This is a genomic window from Peribacillus sp. BM1, assembly GCF_056679975.1.
The window spans coordinates 4,290,111-4,306,274 of record NZ_CM155259.1; the positions used below are offsets into that span (position 1 = coordinate 4,290,111).

Below are 16,164 nucleotides of genomic sequence, written 5' to 3' on the forward strand. Positions count from 1 at the left end.
AAACTCATTAAAAGTACTAGATATGTTCAAATTCATCCAAATACAGGTGAATTCATCAAATATTCACACAACAACTCTGTTTCACGCAGTAATTCTACGTATTTCACCTGATTTTAAAGTTTTATAAAGATTTTATTTTTGCATTGACAAGACCTTACTTTGGACATTATGATAACCCCATAAATCTCAGAAAGGTAATTGGAGGCATTATGTCAAATTCCAAAAAGAAACTAGAGGCTGAAATTAGTGCTGCATTTATCAAGTTCCAGCGTGAGTTGATCGGCAGAGGTCCACAGGAAGCCAAAACATATATCATTAATGACATGTTGATTACCCGATTCAAAGGTGTTCTAACGGTAGAAGAAAAGCATCTTGTCAATCGAAATTCTGGGAAAAAACTTGTCAAACAAATGCGGGAGCTGCTTCGTGAAATGTACAGCGAAGATTATGAAAAAATTGTCGAACATTATACTGGCTGTAAAGTTCTTTCCTCTCATAGTGATATTAGTACAAAAACTGGGGAGAGAATCGAGGTTTTTATTATGGATAAAGACTTAGAGAAGAGCCTTTAAGATGGGGTAATTCAGACTACAATGCTAGCAATCTTTACGTTGTCGAAATTTGTAATTAATTGACTAAAAGAAATGCATTTATTTAGATTAATAGATTGTATACTGTATATGATCACAAGACCTTTTTGTGAGTTGGAATTTCATTATGAATATGTAGGAGAGTAAATATGGGGAATATTTCTAACAGATATGTAATTAACGCCGTTGGTAAAGGCGGTCAGACATACTTAACCCATTGTCAGGATAAAGAAGCGCTTAAGAAATGGATAGCCGAACACGAAGATCATCTTGTCATGAATGAGTTAAAGATTGTGGATAAGAAAAAGCATCCATTGTTAAAGTTATTTTCTTTAAAAAGATAATCAGCAAACATTTAATAAAAGAGGTTGTCTAAACAAAAGAACTGGTCCTCACACTCTATACATCGTTTATCCGACATGTCCTGTACACGTATAAACAATGATAGTAGATGTAGGGGCTAATTCGTTTGTGAAACAACCTCTCTTTATTTTATCATTTCAGGCGAAACACTCGTTCGCACGGTACAATATTCCTGTACAAGTTGTTCTTTGAAAACTGAAGATACGAGGTTGTGACAGGAAAAACGTCTGTCACGTAAAATCTTCAACGTTCTTTCTATTCCACACGTACCGAAGTTGCTATTCCTTAGCTAAAGTAGGACGTGTGGCGAGTCAACGTACGAGATATTAAGCTATAACCGTAGGGACTACGGGGTTAGCCTGCTAAATAACTGAAGGATACTTTGGTGTTCGCAGGAATCCCCCACTTCAAATTTCGTATGAAATTAAGTGGGGGGGAGTTCAATTAACCAGTATGATTTTCATCCAAATTGCGCAAATCTACTCGGCGGATTTTCCCCGAAGTCGTTTTTGGCAGTTCTTTAATAAATTCAATTTTCCGCGGATATTTATAAGGTGCTGTCACTTTTTTCACATGCTCTTGAAGTGTTTTCACCAACTGTGGTTCATTTTCATCGACATGTTCCTGAAGCACGATATATGCCTTGACGACATTTCCTCTTACTTCATCCGGACTTGCTACTACAGCACATTCTTTCACATAAGCATGCTTAATGAGTGCATCTTCCACTTCAAACGGTCCAATCGTATAGCCAGAGCTGATGATCATATCATCCCCGCGCCCCTCAAACCAGAAATAGCCGTCTTCGTCTTTTCTTGCTTTATCCCCTGTTACATAATACTCGCCACGAAATTGCATAGCTGTACGTTCAGGGTCGCGATAATAACTTTTGAACAAAGCTGGGGTTTCGATATGTACAGCAATATCTCCGACTTGACCTACTTGACAAGGTACTCCATCTTCATCAATGATTTCAACTCGATTACCAGGTGTCGGTTTCCCCATTGAGCCAGGTTTCAGTTCCATCCCTATGGAAATCCCGACTAACAGCGTATTTTCTGTCTGACCGTATCCATCTCGTACTTGAATATTGAAGTACTTTTCGAATATATCAATTACTTCACGATTCAATGGCTCGCCTGCCGATACCGCACTGTGCAGATCGGTAAGACTATAGTCTGCCAAATTATCCACTTTTGCCATTAATCGATATTCCGTTGGCGTACAACATAGAGCATTCACTTTGTAATCCTCAAGTAGTTTTAAATATTTCTTTGCTTCAAATTTGCCATGATACACAAGGCCAGTAGCACCAGATCCTAGTACAGCAAGGAACGGACTCCAAATCCACTTTTGCCAACCAGGGGCCGCAGTCGCCCACACTGTATCACCTTCACGAACACCTAGCCAGTTTGCGGCTGCTGTTTTTAAATGTGCATATGCCCAGCCATGGGTATGTACTACACCTTTAGGATTGCTGGTCGTACCAGATGTATAGGAAAGAAAAGCCATGTCTGAGCTTTTCGTATCAGCTAGTGCAAGCGTATCACTGGATGTTTGTATTTTCTCCTCCAAATAGAGCCATCCTGGGACTTCCTGACCAACCGATAATTTCACCAGCTGCTCTGTGTCTTTAACTGCATTTACCTGATCGCAAAATTGATGATAGCAAATGACTCCCTTCACCTCAGCATGCCTTACTCGGTATTCAATATCCTTTGGCCTTAACATTTCTGAGCATGGGATAACCACGATTCCAATCTTAAGTGCTGCTAGATATACTTCATATGCCTCAATTAGCCTTGGAATGATGATGAGGGCAATATCCCCTTTTTCAAATCCTGCATCTTTTAAGACATGACCGGTTTTGTTAACTCGTTTCATTAAAGCATCGTATGTAACTTCTTTCTTTACTCCATCCTCAGATTCCCATTTTAAGGCTAAACGGTTCTTGTCTTTTGCGAATCTTTCCATTTCACTAACAAGATTATACTTCTCTGGAGCAATCAAATCTTCTCTTCTCATTGTATTTCTCCTTCCTTTTTACAAGAAACAACATTAACTATTTAAAACATGGAAACCAACTTCCTTATGTTGCGGCACAAATTTATAGATTTTCACACAAAGTTTAGTTTAATTCTCATTATCATTGGTAATCCTGTTCAAGTTAACAAAGTTTTGTTCCTTTTATCTTTATACAAAACCTCAAGATATATTATACAGCTTTATCAAGTATGTAAAATAATAAATATTTTTCTTATCTTATCAGAAAATAAAATAGAATGGAAAACAAATGAAAGAAAGCGGGCGAAATCGCCCGCTTTCTGTAGCCATATTTATGAAATTATCGTTGGTACCCGCCTAATTGTTGTTCAGCCATTTGAACTAGACGTTTTGTGATTTCACCACCAACTGAACCGTTAGCACGTGAAGTTGTTTCACCGCCAAGCTGTACACCGAATTCAGATGCAATTTCAAATTTCATTTGATCTAGAGCTTGTTGTACACCAGGTACGACAAGTTGATTTGAGTTGTTGTTTGCCATGTGTTTTTCACCTCCTTGTAAGTATAGAATGTGTAAAAACACATGGCTTCATTCATTGATTTGTTGGTAATTATAGTCAGAGTTTCCAGTCTAGAACAAGTCTTCTAATTGCTTTTCTCCAGTAGCTTTTTCACCAAAGTGAATTTTTTGGATTTCAGTCTGTTCCACAGCATCTGCAATCAGCTTATCAAAGTCCACAAAGCTTTCATAATACTGAACCTTTTCGAGCTTTGGCTTTGTCTTAGGACTTGCCGGTGTAAATACCGTACAGCAATCTTCGTATGGTTGATTCGATATCTCAAATGTATCATATTGCTTCGCAAGCTCAATAATTTCTAATTTGTCCATTGCGATAAGTGGACGCAATACAGGCGTTGAGATTACTTCATTGATCGCAAACATGCTATTCATCGTCTGACTTGCTACCTGTCCAAGACTTTCCCCAGTTATAATTGCCAGCGCTTCTTCTTTTTCTCTGATCGCATCAGCTATGCGCAGCATTAAACGACGTGTGCTCGTCATTGTATAGTTCTCTGGTATTTGTTTTTGGATCAGCATTTGAATTTCTGTAAACGGAACAATATGAACTTTCATGCTTCCGTTCACTAATGCGAGTTTTTCAGCTAAGTCTATGACCTTCTGTTTGGAACGTTCGCTCGTGAATGGCGGGCTATAGAAATGAATACATTCAATTTCAAGACCACGCTTCATGGAAAGGAAGCCTGCAACCGGGCTATCTATTCCGCCTGAAAGCATGAGCATCGCCTTTCCACTCGAGCCAAATGGAAGACCACCTGCACCATGAATATTCTCGCCTGATAAATAGACTGCTTCCTTGCGTACTTCTACACGTAAATCTAAATCTGGATTTTTCACATCCACCTTTAAAATTCCATCTTTATTCCGTAACAAATGTCCACCAAGAAGATGGTTCAATTCATTCGTATCATATGGAAAATCTTTATCCGAACGCTTTGTCGAAACTTTAAACGTTTCAATTTCTCCCGATAACTGGTCGATATAATATAAAGCAGCCGTTTTAATTTCTTCGATATCACGGCCTATTTTTAAAGCTGGGCTTAATGACTGAATGCCATATACCCCTTTTATTTGGTCAATGATCTTCTGATGATCTTCGCCATTTAATATAATGTACATCCGTTCCCGACTTGCGGTCAGTTTGGCCGCTTTAAAATCTCTTAATGCCCAACGAATATGATTTTTGAGTTTATCAACAAAGCTTTTTCGATTACGTTTCTTTGTTGAAATCTCACCATAACGAATGATAATATGATCAAATTTCATTTATTTTACCTCATTACCTTTTGTAGTTTTAAAAGTGTGTTCTTAATTTCCTGAAGTACGAACTCCACTTCATAAAGTTCGTTTTCATATGAAGTGCTAATTCTAATAACACTATCCGCCCTTTTCTGATCATGAAACATGGCCAATACCGTATCACTGATTGACTTTTTCTTAGACGAACAGGCACTTGTCGTTGAAACATATATTTCTTTCTCTTCAAGCGCATGGATAAATACTTCCGATTTAATGCCTGGAATGGAAAAATTGATGATATGGGGTGCACCATGTAATGGACTGTTTATTTTCACACCCGTTATTTCGTTCAATCCATTCAATAACATATCTCTAATTTCTATTAGCTTCCCATAATCCTGCGCGCTTTTTTGTAAAATGAGTCGTAATGCTCTAGCTAAGGCTACGAACCCAGCAACGTTTTCCGTGCCACTCCTTAGCTTCGCCTCCTGATTGCCGCCAGTGAAGAGCGGTGAAACCCTAATGCCATCTCTAACGTATAATACACCTGTACCTTTTAAGCCATGAAATTTATGACCAGAAATCGTACATAAATCAATCCCAGCAGTAGCTATATCTAATGGAATCTTCCCAATACCTTGCACATGATCGACATGAAAGAGCACTTGTGGATATTCTTTTAATAAGTGACCGATTTCTAGGATCGGCTGGATTGAACCGACTTCATTGTTAACAGACATGACGGACACTAAAATCGTATCCGTTCGTAAAGCATTTTTCAAGTCTTCCACAGAAACAAACCCATTTGAATCGACTTGTAAATAGGTGATATCGAACCCTTCTTCTTCAAGTGATTGACACGTTTCTTTAATGGAAGCATGCTCCATAACAGTGGTGATAATATGCTTACCTCTTTTAGAATAAGCATGTGCTATCCCTTTAACTGCTAAGTTATTTCCTTCCGTTCCCCCAGAGGTAAAATAAATCTCCACGCTTTTCACTTGAAGAAGGTCAGCTACCTGCCTCCTCGCTTGAGTTAACAGGCTTTCAGCTTTAGCACCTAGACCATGTAAGGAAGAAGGGTTGCCGAAGTATTCTGTAGACACCTTTATAAAGGAATCGAGGACTTCCGGATATGGCTTTGTCGTAGCGCTATTATCAAAATAAATCATAAGTTTCCCTCCTAAGAACAAAAGCGCAAGCGCCTTGATCAACCCCGAAAAGAAAAAGACGAACAAGATATATGGAGACTGATTTTCTCTCCATCCAACTTGTTTGGCTTTTGACCTCGAGGGGGTAGGCGCTGGAGCTGGATGCGGACAGACAAATTAAATTATCCACATAAATAATTTCGTATAGTTGCCTAAGGCACGAACAAAAGCGCGAGCACCTTGAAAGAAGAGAGAGCCACATCATGTGGGAACATGACCTATCGTAGGACTCGAAGGGGCTACAGGCTACTTTCTTTTGGCACTAAATTTTGTTCAAGATTTCATTTATATAAAAGCATCGTGTAGCTTCTTGTTCTTTCATTTGATTATTAACAACACATCATTTTACCATAAATCACGATTATTGAAAAAGATTCATTTTGCCAAGATCAGTCTTTTAGTACGAGTTCAAAAAGGAGGATAAAAAGAGCCGAGAAGTTCGAGGGGCGAACGTCTCAACCTTTCACGGATACAGTAACGTTTGGGACCGGACTTGCACAGGATGTGCTGACTTCTGTGTTCCTCGTCATGACGTGCGTGATTTTAACAGAAGATCTTTCATGAGCTTTGGTGCAATTCGCAAGCTTTTTCGCCGGACTTTTTGAACATCCTCTTTTACTTTTGGATTACGCAAAAAGAGGATGTCCCATAAGTGAAGAATCAGACTGCAGCTACTACATACAGTTTAAATGAAGTGTCAGTAACACGATCAACTGTATGGTGAGTGCTGAGTCAGACCCCTTTAGGACATCCTCTTAATTCATTTTTTCGTATTATGAAAGTACTTCTTCCATATCCGCCTCGATTTTATCTAAGTATCCTGGTTCGACTTTTTCAATGGCTGATGCTGCAACTTCTAATGCCCGCTCATATTCATACTCCATAAAGTACTGTTCAGCAGTTCTTAAAGCCTCAGCAACAGCAGGGTATCTACTGCGATATCGGTTTCCGTATTGGATCACTTTCTCTGCAAAAAGCATTTCCTCTATCAGCAATTCTGTGTTTTCGTATAAACTTGTGACAGAAGCAATCGTTTTTTCAAGAAAAATGTGTACAGAGCCCATATCCAGAGGCTTTTCCTCTAGTTTACTCTGAACATCTTCAATGCTTTCTTTTGCTTCTGCTAACAAATTCCGATACTTTTCAGGCAGACCCGGAATATTACTTTGCGAGATCGTCCTGCTAGTATCCCCCATTTTCTTTCTCAGGTCTTGTAATACCTCACGTGCTTGCAATTCATCTTTTCTCAATGCATGCAGTTTCTCAGCAAAGGCTTCATGCTCCACCTTCAGCTCGTTTAGAATCGCTTCAATCCCCTGCATTTCTTCACTTAAAACAGAACTGATCATCGTATTATCTGCAATTTCCAAGGAAAGTAATTGGAACCTTTTTAACAATTTATCAATTTGCTTTTCTAATTTCTTCTGAGCACTTAGTTCACTTTCCGTTACATGATAGCTATGCCGTACAACGACTGTCTCAGCTTTTAATTTATCATTCTCATATGCAAATGCTTCAAGGCTATCTTTCAAAAGATCCTCATTTTTTATTAGATACTGTTTGGAAAGCACTTCTTTTTCAAGTAAATCATACAGAAGGTTCACACTATCATAAATTTCATTTATTCCTTTTTCAGCAGTCTCAGTTTCCGCAAGTTCAAGTTGATTATTATAATATTCAAGCTCGGTTTCAAGCCTCAAGATCTCTGTCTCAAATTCAATATGCTCTAAAAAATATCCCTGTTCCCTCATCTCCGTGAAGCCATCTTTCAACTCCAAAAGGGATGATGGAAGTGAAGAATGACCATCTAGTAGCAATTGAGGAATGATTTCCATCTTTGTTTGAATGGTAACAAGTTGATTTTTTATCGATAAAACAAGTTCTCGTGCATTTAAATAATTCCCATTTTCCGTCGCTTCTTCATATTGCTTAAGAACCACCACTATTTCATCGAGCGTGTTCTCAAGTGGATCTGCCGCTTTGGCAAATGTATGGCGATGAACTAGCAAGTCTTTCTTAATAGTACGGTAGCTTTCTTTAATCTCTTCAATCTCAATCCTGTTTTTCTCTTCACTACCGACCAATTCATTTAGCTCACGAAGAATCTTTTCGATCGCCGTTTCAATGTTCGTAAGCTTAGTCGAGATCATTTGCTGAACTTCTTTGGATTTACCGAGACGATATTTGTCGACATAATCATCTGCATCGAACAATAATTCTTCAACATCCGGCATGTAGACTGTGATAATGGCGTCCCATTCATTACGCCATCGTTCAAACATTTCTTCTGTTTCACCAGTCATATTTAATTGCTTTACTTTAGAAAGCTCATCCAATATTGGGCGGTTCATAATTTCCATTTTCCAAGCCTCTAGCTGATCAATTTCTTTAAAATGCTTCTTTTTCAAAAAATATCCCCATATTATTAACGTAATAACTAGTATGATTATACCTAGTATGTACTCCATCATATGCCCCCCAATTCTAAACCTCACAAGTCAGCAACAATCTATATAAATGTTTACATGTTCAATTCAATGCTTTTATGATACCATGTTAGCAATAATTTTTGACTAATAAATATATATTTTTTACAGAATTGTGCTTGAAATTGAATTTATGGGGGGGATTTTGATGAAAATTGACAGTCATGTTCACAGTCCGTACTGTCCTCACGGTTCAAGCGACTCATTTGAAGATTATATCGAACGAGCCATAACGCTTGGAATCGAGGAATTGACATTCACAGAGCATGCTCCTTTGCCAGAAGGGTTCATTGATCCTACACCAGACCGTGATAGTGGGATGGAACGTGATCATTTACTAGACTATTTTCAGGAACTCGCTTTATTAAAAGAGAGATACAAGGAAAAAATCAGGATTAAGACAGGGCTAGAAGTAGATTATATCGAAGGATTTGAGGCAGAAACTAAGAAATCCCTTAATAAAATTGGTAAATATTTAGATGATAGTATCCTATCGGTTCATTTTATTCGTGATGAAAATGAGTGGCATTGCATCGACTTTAGTGACGAAATGTTTAAAAGCATCGCCAAAAGAATAGGGTCTGTAGATGCCGTTTATTCATCTTATTACGATACATTAGAGAAAAGTATTGCTGCTGATTTAGGGAACTTCAAGCCCAAACGTATTGGGCATATTACACTTGTTCATAAGTTTCAGCAGCGTTTTTCACCGAAAGAAAATTATGATCAGAAGTTATATTCCATTCTAGACAAAATAAGTAGGCAAGGGTATGAACTGGATTATAACGGCGCTGGTGCTATTAAACCGCTTTGTCTAGAGCCTTATCCGCCAGAGCGATTTGTAAAATATGCCCTGCAGATAGGCATTCCTTTACGTTTCGGGTCTGATGCCCATCAAGCCAAAGATCTAGGTCAAGGGTTCAACTCATGCTTGGCAGAAGCTTTTTCTAAATAGAAACGTTAAACTAGTAATTCTACTGGCATTTCGCGTTTGACAAACAGACTTTGTACTAAAAACAAGCAGACTTCATCACGATATTTATCGGTATAATATTTTTCCTGCGTATATACATGCAGGACCTCTCTTGCATAGTGGGCATGTATAATTGGGGCTGAAAGGAGTCCTTTTATTTGCAACGTAAAAATAGCTGGCGGGATTTTACGGAACACGCCTTCTTTTACGCCTTTTTCTAAAACAAATTGAAAATAAGAGTTTTCTTTCATGTAATAAGTTGATAAAACTTCTCGATTAAGATTAGAGTCTAGTGCTGATTCTCCATAAATAAAGCTCGCAGCTAAGAAGTTTTTACGTTGAAATTCAAAGACATCTGTAAGAATGGCCAGTAAGCCGTTTTGGGTGCCAATCCGGTCAAGCTGGACAAGTTTTTTCTCTAACAGCTGAATATAGTCTTCTAAATATGTAGTAAAACAATATTCTAGCAACCCTTGTTTATTTTTGAAATAATAAGCAATATTAGCGGAATTAACCTTAGCTTTATGTGCAATGTCCCGTATGGAGGTCGCATGATAGCCTTTCAAGTGAAATAAATATAGAGCGGATTCAAGAATTGCTTCCTTCGTTTGAGTTTGACGGTTCATTTTGAAGTCCTCCTCTAATTTCAAGTCTTAAAATAAGTTATTCTCGAAATACTTGCAATATCCTGTTAGAACTTCTCGACAACTTCCACAGGGTATCTTGCAATAATGTTGAAGGTTGTATTTTTATCATGAAGCAGGGGGAATGTTTATGTTTAATGTCGAACAATATAAAGGGAGTAAGCAAGAGAATTACTTGCTTGCTGAGAAACAACTAATCGCACTTGTTGAAGGGGAGCCCAATCGAATCGCGAACCTTAGCAATGCTTGCGCCCTTCTTAACCAGCTTTTGGATGAAGTGAACTGGGTCGGTTTCTATTTAGCGGAAAATGACGGATTAGTACTTGGGCCTTTCCAAGGTTTACCGGCTTGTATTCGCATACCATTTGGGAGAGGTGTTTGTGGGTCTGCTGCTGCTGAACGTAAAACGTATCGTGTAGAAGATGTTCATCAATTCCCAGGGCATATTGCATGTGATGCCGCTTCCCGTTCAGAAATTGTCATCCCACTCATAAAAGGCGACGAATTAATCGGCGTTCTTGATATAGATAGTCCGATTACGAATCGCTTCGATGCTATAGACGAAGAATTGCTAGAGAAATTCACGCATACATTAGTGAAGTATTTGTAATATTAAAATTGCAAGACTATCTCAAAACAAAAGGGTCTGGCCTCAGTGAGGCCAGACCCTTTTGGTCATCCAAAAACGGGTATTATTATAAGGACTAGTCTTGAACGAGCACTTTATTTTTCCCTGTATTCTTAGCAACATACAAAGCATCATCCGCACGCTTAAATAAAGCTTTGACGTGATCGCTGCGTCCATTCGTCCAATAGGAGACCCCGCATGATATGGTCACTTTCGGGTTCGTTTGTTCGCTTACTTTCTCTTGTATTCGCTGTGCAATTTCTTGCCCAGCGTTTACGGAGACATTTGGCAGATAGATTGCTAACTCCTCGCCACCCCATCTTGCCCCAATATCCGTTTCTCGTATGCCTGATTGGATGATCATGGAAACCTGAATGAGAATATCATCGCCAATTTGGTGACCGTGGGTATCATTCACTTTTTTAAAATCATCGATATCCACCAAAATAAATGTTCCTCTTTGATCTTTTTCCAGCGACTCCAACATTTTCTCATCTAAATAACTCCGCGAATACAAACCTGTTAAATGATCGGTAATGACCATTTTCTCCAGTTCTTCGCGCAGCATCGAATTCGCCAAGGCAAGGCTCGTATGGTGAATCAATGATTGCAGCAGTTTGAATGTTTCAAAAGAAAAATAATAGGGATCTTTATGTAAAACAAGTGCGAATCCGTGCACTTGATCACTTTCCATCATCGGAACAGCCATCATCGAATGATACTTCACATCTTTGTTAGGGATTTTCAGCTGTAAATCGCTAATGAACAGGGATTCCGTAGTGGAACAAATCTTTTCCTTCAAAAAATCGACGTATAATCCCATTTGATCAGAATGAAAAAATTCTGTGCTGCCCGTCAAGAAATTAGCCGTTCCATCAGGTAGAATATACACAAACCCCACTTCATCCGCATGAAAGGAATCGATAATTTGATTTTTCATGAACTCCATTGTTTCACTTAGACGCAGATTTAAATTCAATCTATGGGATGTTTCATTAATAAGCTGCAAATCAGATATTAAACGGCGAGATTGCTGGTACAGCTGTGCATTCTCAAGAGCACTCCCAGCGGTATTGGCTAATAAAGAAATAAATTCGACTTCCTCCTCTGGAAACATACGAGCATTTGGAGCAATGACTTGAAGAATTCCGTACACGCCTTGTTTTCCTTTCAGCGGTGCATATAGATTTGTTTTTCGTGCAGCCAGCTCGTCTTCGATTTGAACAGTTCCTGTAACATACGCTTGCATAACCGCCACAGTCTCACCATCATAGCCGAGATCCTTTATCGGAAGGTTTTCGTGGTTTGCATTATCATGGGAAAGCAGAAGATAATAAGTGAAAGACGGATACATTTCTTGTAGTGTGGAGATAATTTCACCGAGTACCGCATCCATACTCATGGATGAATGAAATTTTTCAGTCACTCGAAACAGCTGTTTATAGCGCCTTCTTTCACTCGTAATCTCTGAAATATGTATTGCCGTATTTAAGATTTTCATCACTTCTCTTGAGAACGCCTCCCCTTCTTCTGAAGTGATCCTTTCAAAAGAACCAGGAACCCTTTCTTTTAATGCAAGCAGTCCCACTAATTCATTTTCGCGTTTTAGTGGCAAATACAGATGGAAACCCTTTAATGCTTCTATTTGAAAATCTTTATAAGAATACGGTTCACAGTTATTAAATACTTCAATGCTTCCTATCGGAATATACTCTCGCTCCTGATCACGTTCGGTAGAAGCCTCAATATATAAATGCTTGAGACTATAGTCTAGCTTAAAGTAGGTAACTTCATCAGCGTAAAAAGCGTCGCATATCTCAAGCATAGATTTTTCAAGAAAAGAAGTGTCTTCCATTCTTCCCTTTGAATCATCCATTTGATTAATTAATAACGATTTTAATTCATATAGTAACTGAGTCATACTTCTCATCTTTATCTCATCCCTATACAAGTAATGCTGAAGCTTTAAAACCTCATTAACACACAGTAAAATAGAACTATTAGTTTTCCGTTTTTTTCTATATTATTCATTATATACTTGTATGAATAAAATATCTTTATAATTTTTTAGAAATTTCTATTAAATAAGCGTAAAGCGCATGTTTTTAGACCTAATTCATTATGCCTATAAAGTGGAACTTCAATCAGTGGGGGGGTTTACTATCCATTAATGCGGGATAAATTGTTCAAGCTAAAACATTCTTATTTTAAAGTAATTTTACCATGATGATTTATTTTGTACATCACGAACTATATGGAATTACACTTGACTATATTTCTTTTAAATTATATACTATTACTTGTGTAAAATAGTGCAGCCTATGTGAGTGCTTTTACGGTCTCATTTTGTTCCTCTTTATAGAGGTGTATCCCGTAACCCTCAGCTGCTAGGGCGAAGATACATGAAAACAAAATGACCATAATCGTGAATCGCAACGGTTTTTATTTTACCCAAATAAAAACATTTGAAGGAGGAGTCATACTATGGCTCGTTATACTGGCCCAAGCTGGAAATTATCCCGTCGTCTTGGAATTTCCCTTACAGGTACTGGTAAAGAATTAGAGAAGCGTCCTTACGCTCCTGGACAACATGGTCCAAACCAACGCAAAAAACTTTCCGAATACGGATTGCAATTACAAGAGAAACAAAAACTTCGCCATATGTACGGAGTTACTGAGCGTCAATTCCGTTCATTATTCGACCGTGCAGGTAAACTACAAGGTGTACACGGTGAAAACTTCATGATTCTTCTTGAATCACGCCTTGATAACGTTGTTTATCGTCTTGGTCTAGCTCGTACTCGTCGTGGATCACGCCAACTTGTAAACCACGGTCACATCCTTGTTGATGGAAAACGCGTTGATATTCCATCATTCAAAGTGTTACCTGGACAAACAATCTCTGTTCGTGAAAAATCACGTAACCTAAGCACAATCAAAGAATCAATCGAAGTAAATAACTTCGTTCCTGATTTCTTGACTTTTGATGCTGACAAATTAGAAGGTACTTTCACTCGTTTACCAGAACGTTCTGAAGTTCCTGCTGAAATTAACGAAGCACTTATCGTTGAGTTCTACTCTCGTTAATCGATTTTGTTTTCGGCCCTCATCCTTGGATGGGGGTTTTTTTATACATCATTTCTGTTTTAGTAGAAACGTCATTAGTCAAATCTGACATACCATGGAGGAACTTATGGATTTTTATATTCAAAAATTAGAAAAATTATATTCTGAACACGCCGAGACAGAATATGCAAAGTGGTCTAAAAAATATATGAGAAATCAATTTGATTTTTTAGGGATTCGAACGCCCATTCGAAGAAAATTGACTAAGCAATTTTTGCAAGAATACGGATCACCGTCAAAAGAGAACCTTGAAACGGTTATTCTTACGTTATGGGAAAAGCCAGAACGAGAATACCAAAAAGCAGCCCTTGATATCTTGGAAAAAATTAAAAAAGACCTTACTCCCACTGACATGCCGTGGCTAGTCAGTTTACTCAAAAGTAAATCTTGGTGGGATACGATCGATGTCCTATCCCCTCATATCTTTGGCTATATGTTTTTACAATACCCCGAACTTGTTTCCTCATACCCTGACCAATGGATTGACGATGATTATATTTGGTTACAAAGATCTGCGATTCTTTATCAACTCTACTATAAAGAGAATATGAATGAAAAACGGCTACATAACTACATTCTACGCCAAGCACACAGCAATGAATTTTTTGTACAAAAAGCGATCGGCTGGGTATTACGGGAATACGCCAAAACGAACGCTTCTAGTGTTCAATTATTTGTCGCTCAAAACCAATTAAAACCGCTGAGCAAGCGCGAGGCATTGAAACATCTGTCTTAGAAAGTTTTATTCCGAGCTGGAATCTGAAATTAGCAGACTAAAATGTGAACTTTACGAGACGCTTTTCTGATTTTTAATTCAAAATGTGCAATTTTCAAGCCAATTTTCTAATTTTTAAGCCAATTTTCTAATTTTTAAGCCAAACCTGAATCCTACTCGATCGATCTAATATGACAAAGGGTCAGAACCCTACATCTACTATTAAACCGGAATAACGGTGTATAGAGTGTGAGGCCTGACCCTTTAGCTATCTATTATTTAATTAGCGTATATTTCTTTTTACCGCGACGAACAAGCATGAATTGCCCTTCAATCTTATCCGCTTCTGTTACGATATATGCTAAGTCTGTCACTTTTTCTCCATTAATAGAGATAGCACCATTTTGGATGTCTTCTCTTGCTTGACGTTTAGATGGTGAAATATTTGCTTCAACAATTAGTTCAACTACGTTAATGTCATCGGTATTGTTTCGGCTGAAACTTGGCACGTCTTTGAATCCAACTTTAATCTCTGAAGCACTTAAGTTTTTCACGTCTCCACTGAATAAAGCTGCGGAAATCTTTATCGCTTGGTCCAAAGCATCTTGGCCGTGGATCAGACGTGTCATTTCCTCTGCCAACGTTTTTTGTGCTTTACGCAAATGTGGTTCGCTTTCTACGGATTGAGCTAACGTTTCAATCTCTTCATGTGATAAGAATGTGAAGAATTTCATGTATTTCACTACATCCGCATCTGCCGCATTAATCCAGAACTGGTAAAACTCATAAGGCGTCGTTTTCTCCGGGTCAAGCCAGATTGCTCCACCTTCTGTTTTCCCGAACTTTGTGCCATCCGCTTTTGTCACAAGTGGAATGGTCATCCCGAATGCTTTAACAGCTTCGTCGTGAGATTTACGAATCATTTCCAGACCCGTTGTAATATTGCCCCACTGATCACTTCCACCAATTTGCAGTTTACAATTATGATTGTCGTATAAATGATTGAAATCGATTCCCTGCAAAATCGTGTAGGTGAATTCTGTAAATGAAATTCCCGTCTCCAATCGTGAAGCAATCGTATCCTTCGCTAGCATGTAATTAATGCCAATATACTTCCCGTAATCGCGCAGGAAAGTAACCATATCAATCTTGCCAATCCAATCATAATTATTTAACATGATTGCGCCATTATCACCATCAAAATCGAAAATCTTCGTTAATTGACCCTTTAGGCAATCGGCATTATGCAGAACCGTTTCTAATGTTTGCAGGGAACGCTCTTCTTTTTTCCCACTCGGGTCACCAATTAACCCTGTTGCTCCACCCACTAAAACAAGCGGACGATGGCCATGCTGTTGAAAACGTCGTAATGTTAAGAATGGCAATAAATGACCAATATGCATACTATCTGCCGTAGGATCCACGCCACAATATAACGCAATTTTTTCTTTTTCCAAAAGTTCTTTCATTCCCACTTCATCTGTTTGCTGATAAATAATCCCTCGCCATTCTAAATCTTTAAGCAATTCCATCTGATTTCCTCCTATTTTTCAAAAAATGACAAATAAAAAACGCCCCTTCATAAATGAAGGGACGAATATATTC

Annotated in this window: 14 protein-coding genes and 1 other annotated feature (1 of these 15 cut by a window edge); of the genes, 6 read left to right on the plus strand and 8 right to left on the minus strand. The window is 38.3% G+C overall.

Going from position 1 to position 16,164, the window contains the following annotated elements; genetic code table 11:
* The first annotated feature begins 209 nt into the window (after positions 1-209).
* Positions 210-572 carry a Na-translocating system protein MpsC family protein gene (locus tag AC1MGI_RS20465; protein WP_062176744.1) on the plus strand — a complete coding sequence of 121 codons (363 nt, stop codon included), beginning with the start codon at positions 210-212 and terminating at the stop codon, positions 570-572.
* 167 nt (positions 573-739) lie between these two features.
* A complete protein-coding gene (locus tag AC1MGI_RS20470; protein ID WP_062176741.1) occupies positions 740-934 on the plus strand; it encodes a hypothetical protein in 195 nt (64 codons plus the stop codon).
* 463 nt (positions 935-1,397) lie between these two features.
* Here the strand turns inward: AC1MGI_RS20470 and mbcS are convergent, their stop codons facing one another.
* From mbcS to ezrA, 5 genes are all read right to left on the minus strand, one after another.
* Positions 1,398-2,978, minus strand: coding sequence for an acyl-CoA synthetase MbcS (gene mbcS, locus AC1MGI_RS20475; RefSeq protein ID WP_480347441.1), 1,581 nt, complete (start codon positions 2,976-2,978; stop codon positions 1,398-1,400).
* A 319-nt stretch (positions 2,979-3,297) separates the two neighbouring features.
* On the minus strand, positions 3,298-3,498 hold the full coding sequence (locus AC1MGI_RS20480) for an alpha/beta-type small acid-soluble spore protein (RefSeq protein WP_480347443.1): 201 nt from the start codon (positions 3,496-3,498) through the stop codon (positions 3,298-3,300).
* 90 nt (positions 3,499-3,588) lie between these two features.
* Positions 3,589-4,803 carry a tRNA uracil 4-sulfurtransferase ThiI gene (thiI, locus tag AC1MGI_RS20485; protein ID WP_480347445.1) on the minus strand — a complete coding sequence of 405 codons (1,215 nt, stop codon included), beginning with the start codon at positions 4,801-4,803 and terminating at the stop codon, positions 3,589-3,591.
* Between the two features lie 5 nt (positions 4,804-4,808).
* Positions 4,809-5,948, minus strand: a complete 1,140-nt coding sequence (locus AC1MGI_RS20490; protein WP_480347447.1) for a cysteine desulfurase family protein — start codon at positions 5,946-5,948, stop codon at positions 4,809-4,811.
* A gap of 812 nt (positions 5,949-6,760) precedes the next feature.
* The gene (gene ezrA, locus AC1MGI_RS20495) at positions 6,761-8,395 is read right to left on the minus strand and encodes a septation ring formation regulator EzrA (RefSeq protein WP_480347449.1); all 1,635 of its coding nucleotides are present in this window, start codon (positions 8,393-8,395) and stop codon (positions 6,761-6,763) included.
* A 226-nt stretch (positions 8,396-8,621) separates the two neighbouring features.
* Between ezrA and hisJ the strand changes: the two genes are divergently transcribed.
* Positions 8,622-9,428, plus strand: a complete 807-nt coding sequence (hisJ, locus tag AC1MGI_RS20500; RefSeq protein ID WP_480347451.1) for a histidinol-phosphatase HisJ — start codon at positions 8,622-8,624, stop codon at positions 9,426-9,428.
* A 5-nt stretch (positions 9,429-9,433) separates the two neighbouring features.
* Here the strand turns inward: hisJ and refZ are convergent, their stop codons facing one another.
* Positions 9,434-10,072: a forespore capture DNA-binding protein RefZ gene (refZ, locus tag AC1MGI_RS20505; RefSeq protein WP_480347453.1), complete on the minus strand. Its 639-nt coding sequence runs from the start codon at positions 10,070-10,072 to the stop codon at positions 9,434-9,436.
* Between the two features lie 148 nt (positions 10,073-10,220).
* Between refZ and AC1MGI_RS20510 the strand changes: the two genes are divergently transcribed.
* Positions 10,221-10,700 (plus strand): GAF domain-containing protein, encoded by a 480-nt coding sequence (locus AC1MGI_RS20510; RefSeq protein WP_480347455.1) that lies wholly within the window; start codon positions 10,221-10,223, stop codon positions 10,698-10,700.
* Positions 10,701-10,794: 94 nt separating this feature from the next.
* Here the strand turns inward: AC1MGI_RS20510 and AC1MGI_RS20515 are convergent, their stop codons facing one another.
* Positions 10,795-12,648, minus strand: coding sequence for a sensor domain-containing diguanylate cyclase (locus AC1MGI_RS20515; protein WP_480347457.1), 1,854 nt, complete (start codon positions 12,646-12,648; stop codon positions 10,795-10,797).
* A gap of 554 nt (positions 12,649-13,202) precedes the next feature.
* Here AC1MGI_RS20515 and rpsD point away from each other — a divergent pair.
* Both rpsD and AC1MGI_RS20525 read left to right on the plus strand, forming a co-directional pair.
* Positions 13,203-13,805, plus strand: coding sequence for a 30S ribosomal protein S4 (rpsD, locus tag AC1MGI_RS20520; protein ID WP_049682621.1), 603 nt, complete (start codon positions 13,203-13,205; stop codon positions 13,803-13,805).
* A 106-nt stretch (positions 13,806-13,911) separates the two neighbouring features.
* Positions 13,912-14,580 (plus strand): DNA alkylation repair protein, encoded by a 669-nt coding sequence (locus AC1MGI_RS20525; RefSeq protein ID WP_480347459.1) that lies wholly within the window; start codon positions 13,912-13,914, stop codon positions 14,578-14,580.
* A gap of 254 nt (positions 14,581-14,834) precedes the next feature.
* Here AC1MGI_RS20525 and tyrS read toward each other — a convergent pair whose 3' ends face one another.
* The gene (tyrS, locus tag AC1MGI_RS20530) at positions 14,835-16,091 is read right to left on the minus strand and encodes a tyrosine--tRNA ligase (RefSeq protein ID WP_480347461.1); all 1,257 of its coding nucleotides are present in this window, start codon (positions 16,089-16,091) and stop codon (positions 14,835-14,837) included.
* Between the two features lie 54 nt (positions 16,092-16,145).
* Positions 16,146-16,164: a binding site (T-box leader), on the minus strand; it runs 200 nt beyond the window's last position.

What these genes read in the sequence shown, in the direction of transcription:
- AC1MGI_RS20465 (WP_062176744.1), top strand. Translation starts at nt 210, where the DNA reads ATGTCAAATTCCAAAAAGAAACTAGAGGCTGAAATTAGTGCTGCATTT.
- AC1MGI_RS20470 (WP_062176741.1), top strand. Translation starts at nt 740, where the DNA reads ATGGGGAATATTTCTAACAGATATGTAATTAACGCCGTTGGTAAAGGC.
- mbcS (WP_480347441.1), bottom strand. Translation starts at nt 2,978, where the DNA reads ATGAGAAGAGAAGATTTGATTGCTCCAGAGAAGTATAATCTTGTTAGT.
- AC1MGI_RS20480 (WP_480347443.1), bottom strand. Translation starts at nt 3,498, where the DNA reads ATGGCAAACAACAACTCAAATCAACTTGTCGTACCTGGTGTACAACAA.
- thiI (WP_480347445.1), bottom strand. Translation starts at nt 4,803, where the DNA reads ATGAAATTTGATCATATTATCATTCGTTATGGTGAGATTTCAACAAAG.
- AC1MGI_RS20490 (WP_480347447.1), bottom strand. Translation starts at nt 5,948, where the DNA reads ATGATTTATTTTGATAATAGCGCTACGACAAAGCCATATCCGGAAGTC.
- hisJ (WP_480347451.1), top strand. Translation starts at nt 8,622, where the DNA reads ATGAAAATTGACAGTCATGTTCACAGTCCGTACTGTCCTCACGGTTCA.
- refZ (WP_480347453.1), bottom strand. Translation starts at nt 10,072, where the DNA reads ATGAACCGTCAAACTCAAACGAAGGAAGCAATTCTTGAATCCGCTCTA.
- AC1MGI_RS20510 (WP_480347455.1), top strand. Translation starts at nt 10,221, where the DNA reads ATGTTTAATGTCGAACAATATAAAGGGAGTAAGCAAGAGAATTACTTG.
- AC1MGI_RS20515 (WP_480347457.1), bottom strand. Translation starts at nt 12,648, where the DNA reads ATGAGAAGTATGACTCAGTTACTATATGAATTAAAATCGTTATTAATT.
- rpsD (WP_049682621.1), top strand. Translation starts at nt 13,203, where the DNA reads ATGGCTCGTTATACTGGCCCAAGCTGGAAATTATCCCGTCGTCTTGGA.
- AC1MGI_RS20525 (WP_480347459.1), top strand. Translation starts at nt 13,912, where the DNA reads ATGGATTTTTATATTCAAAAATTAGAAAAATTATATTCTGAACACGCC.
- tyrS (WP_480347461.1), bottom strand. Translation starts at nt 16,091, where the DNA reads ATGGAATTGCTTAAAGATTTAGAATGGCGAGGGATTATTTATCAGCAA.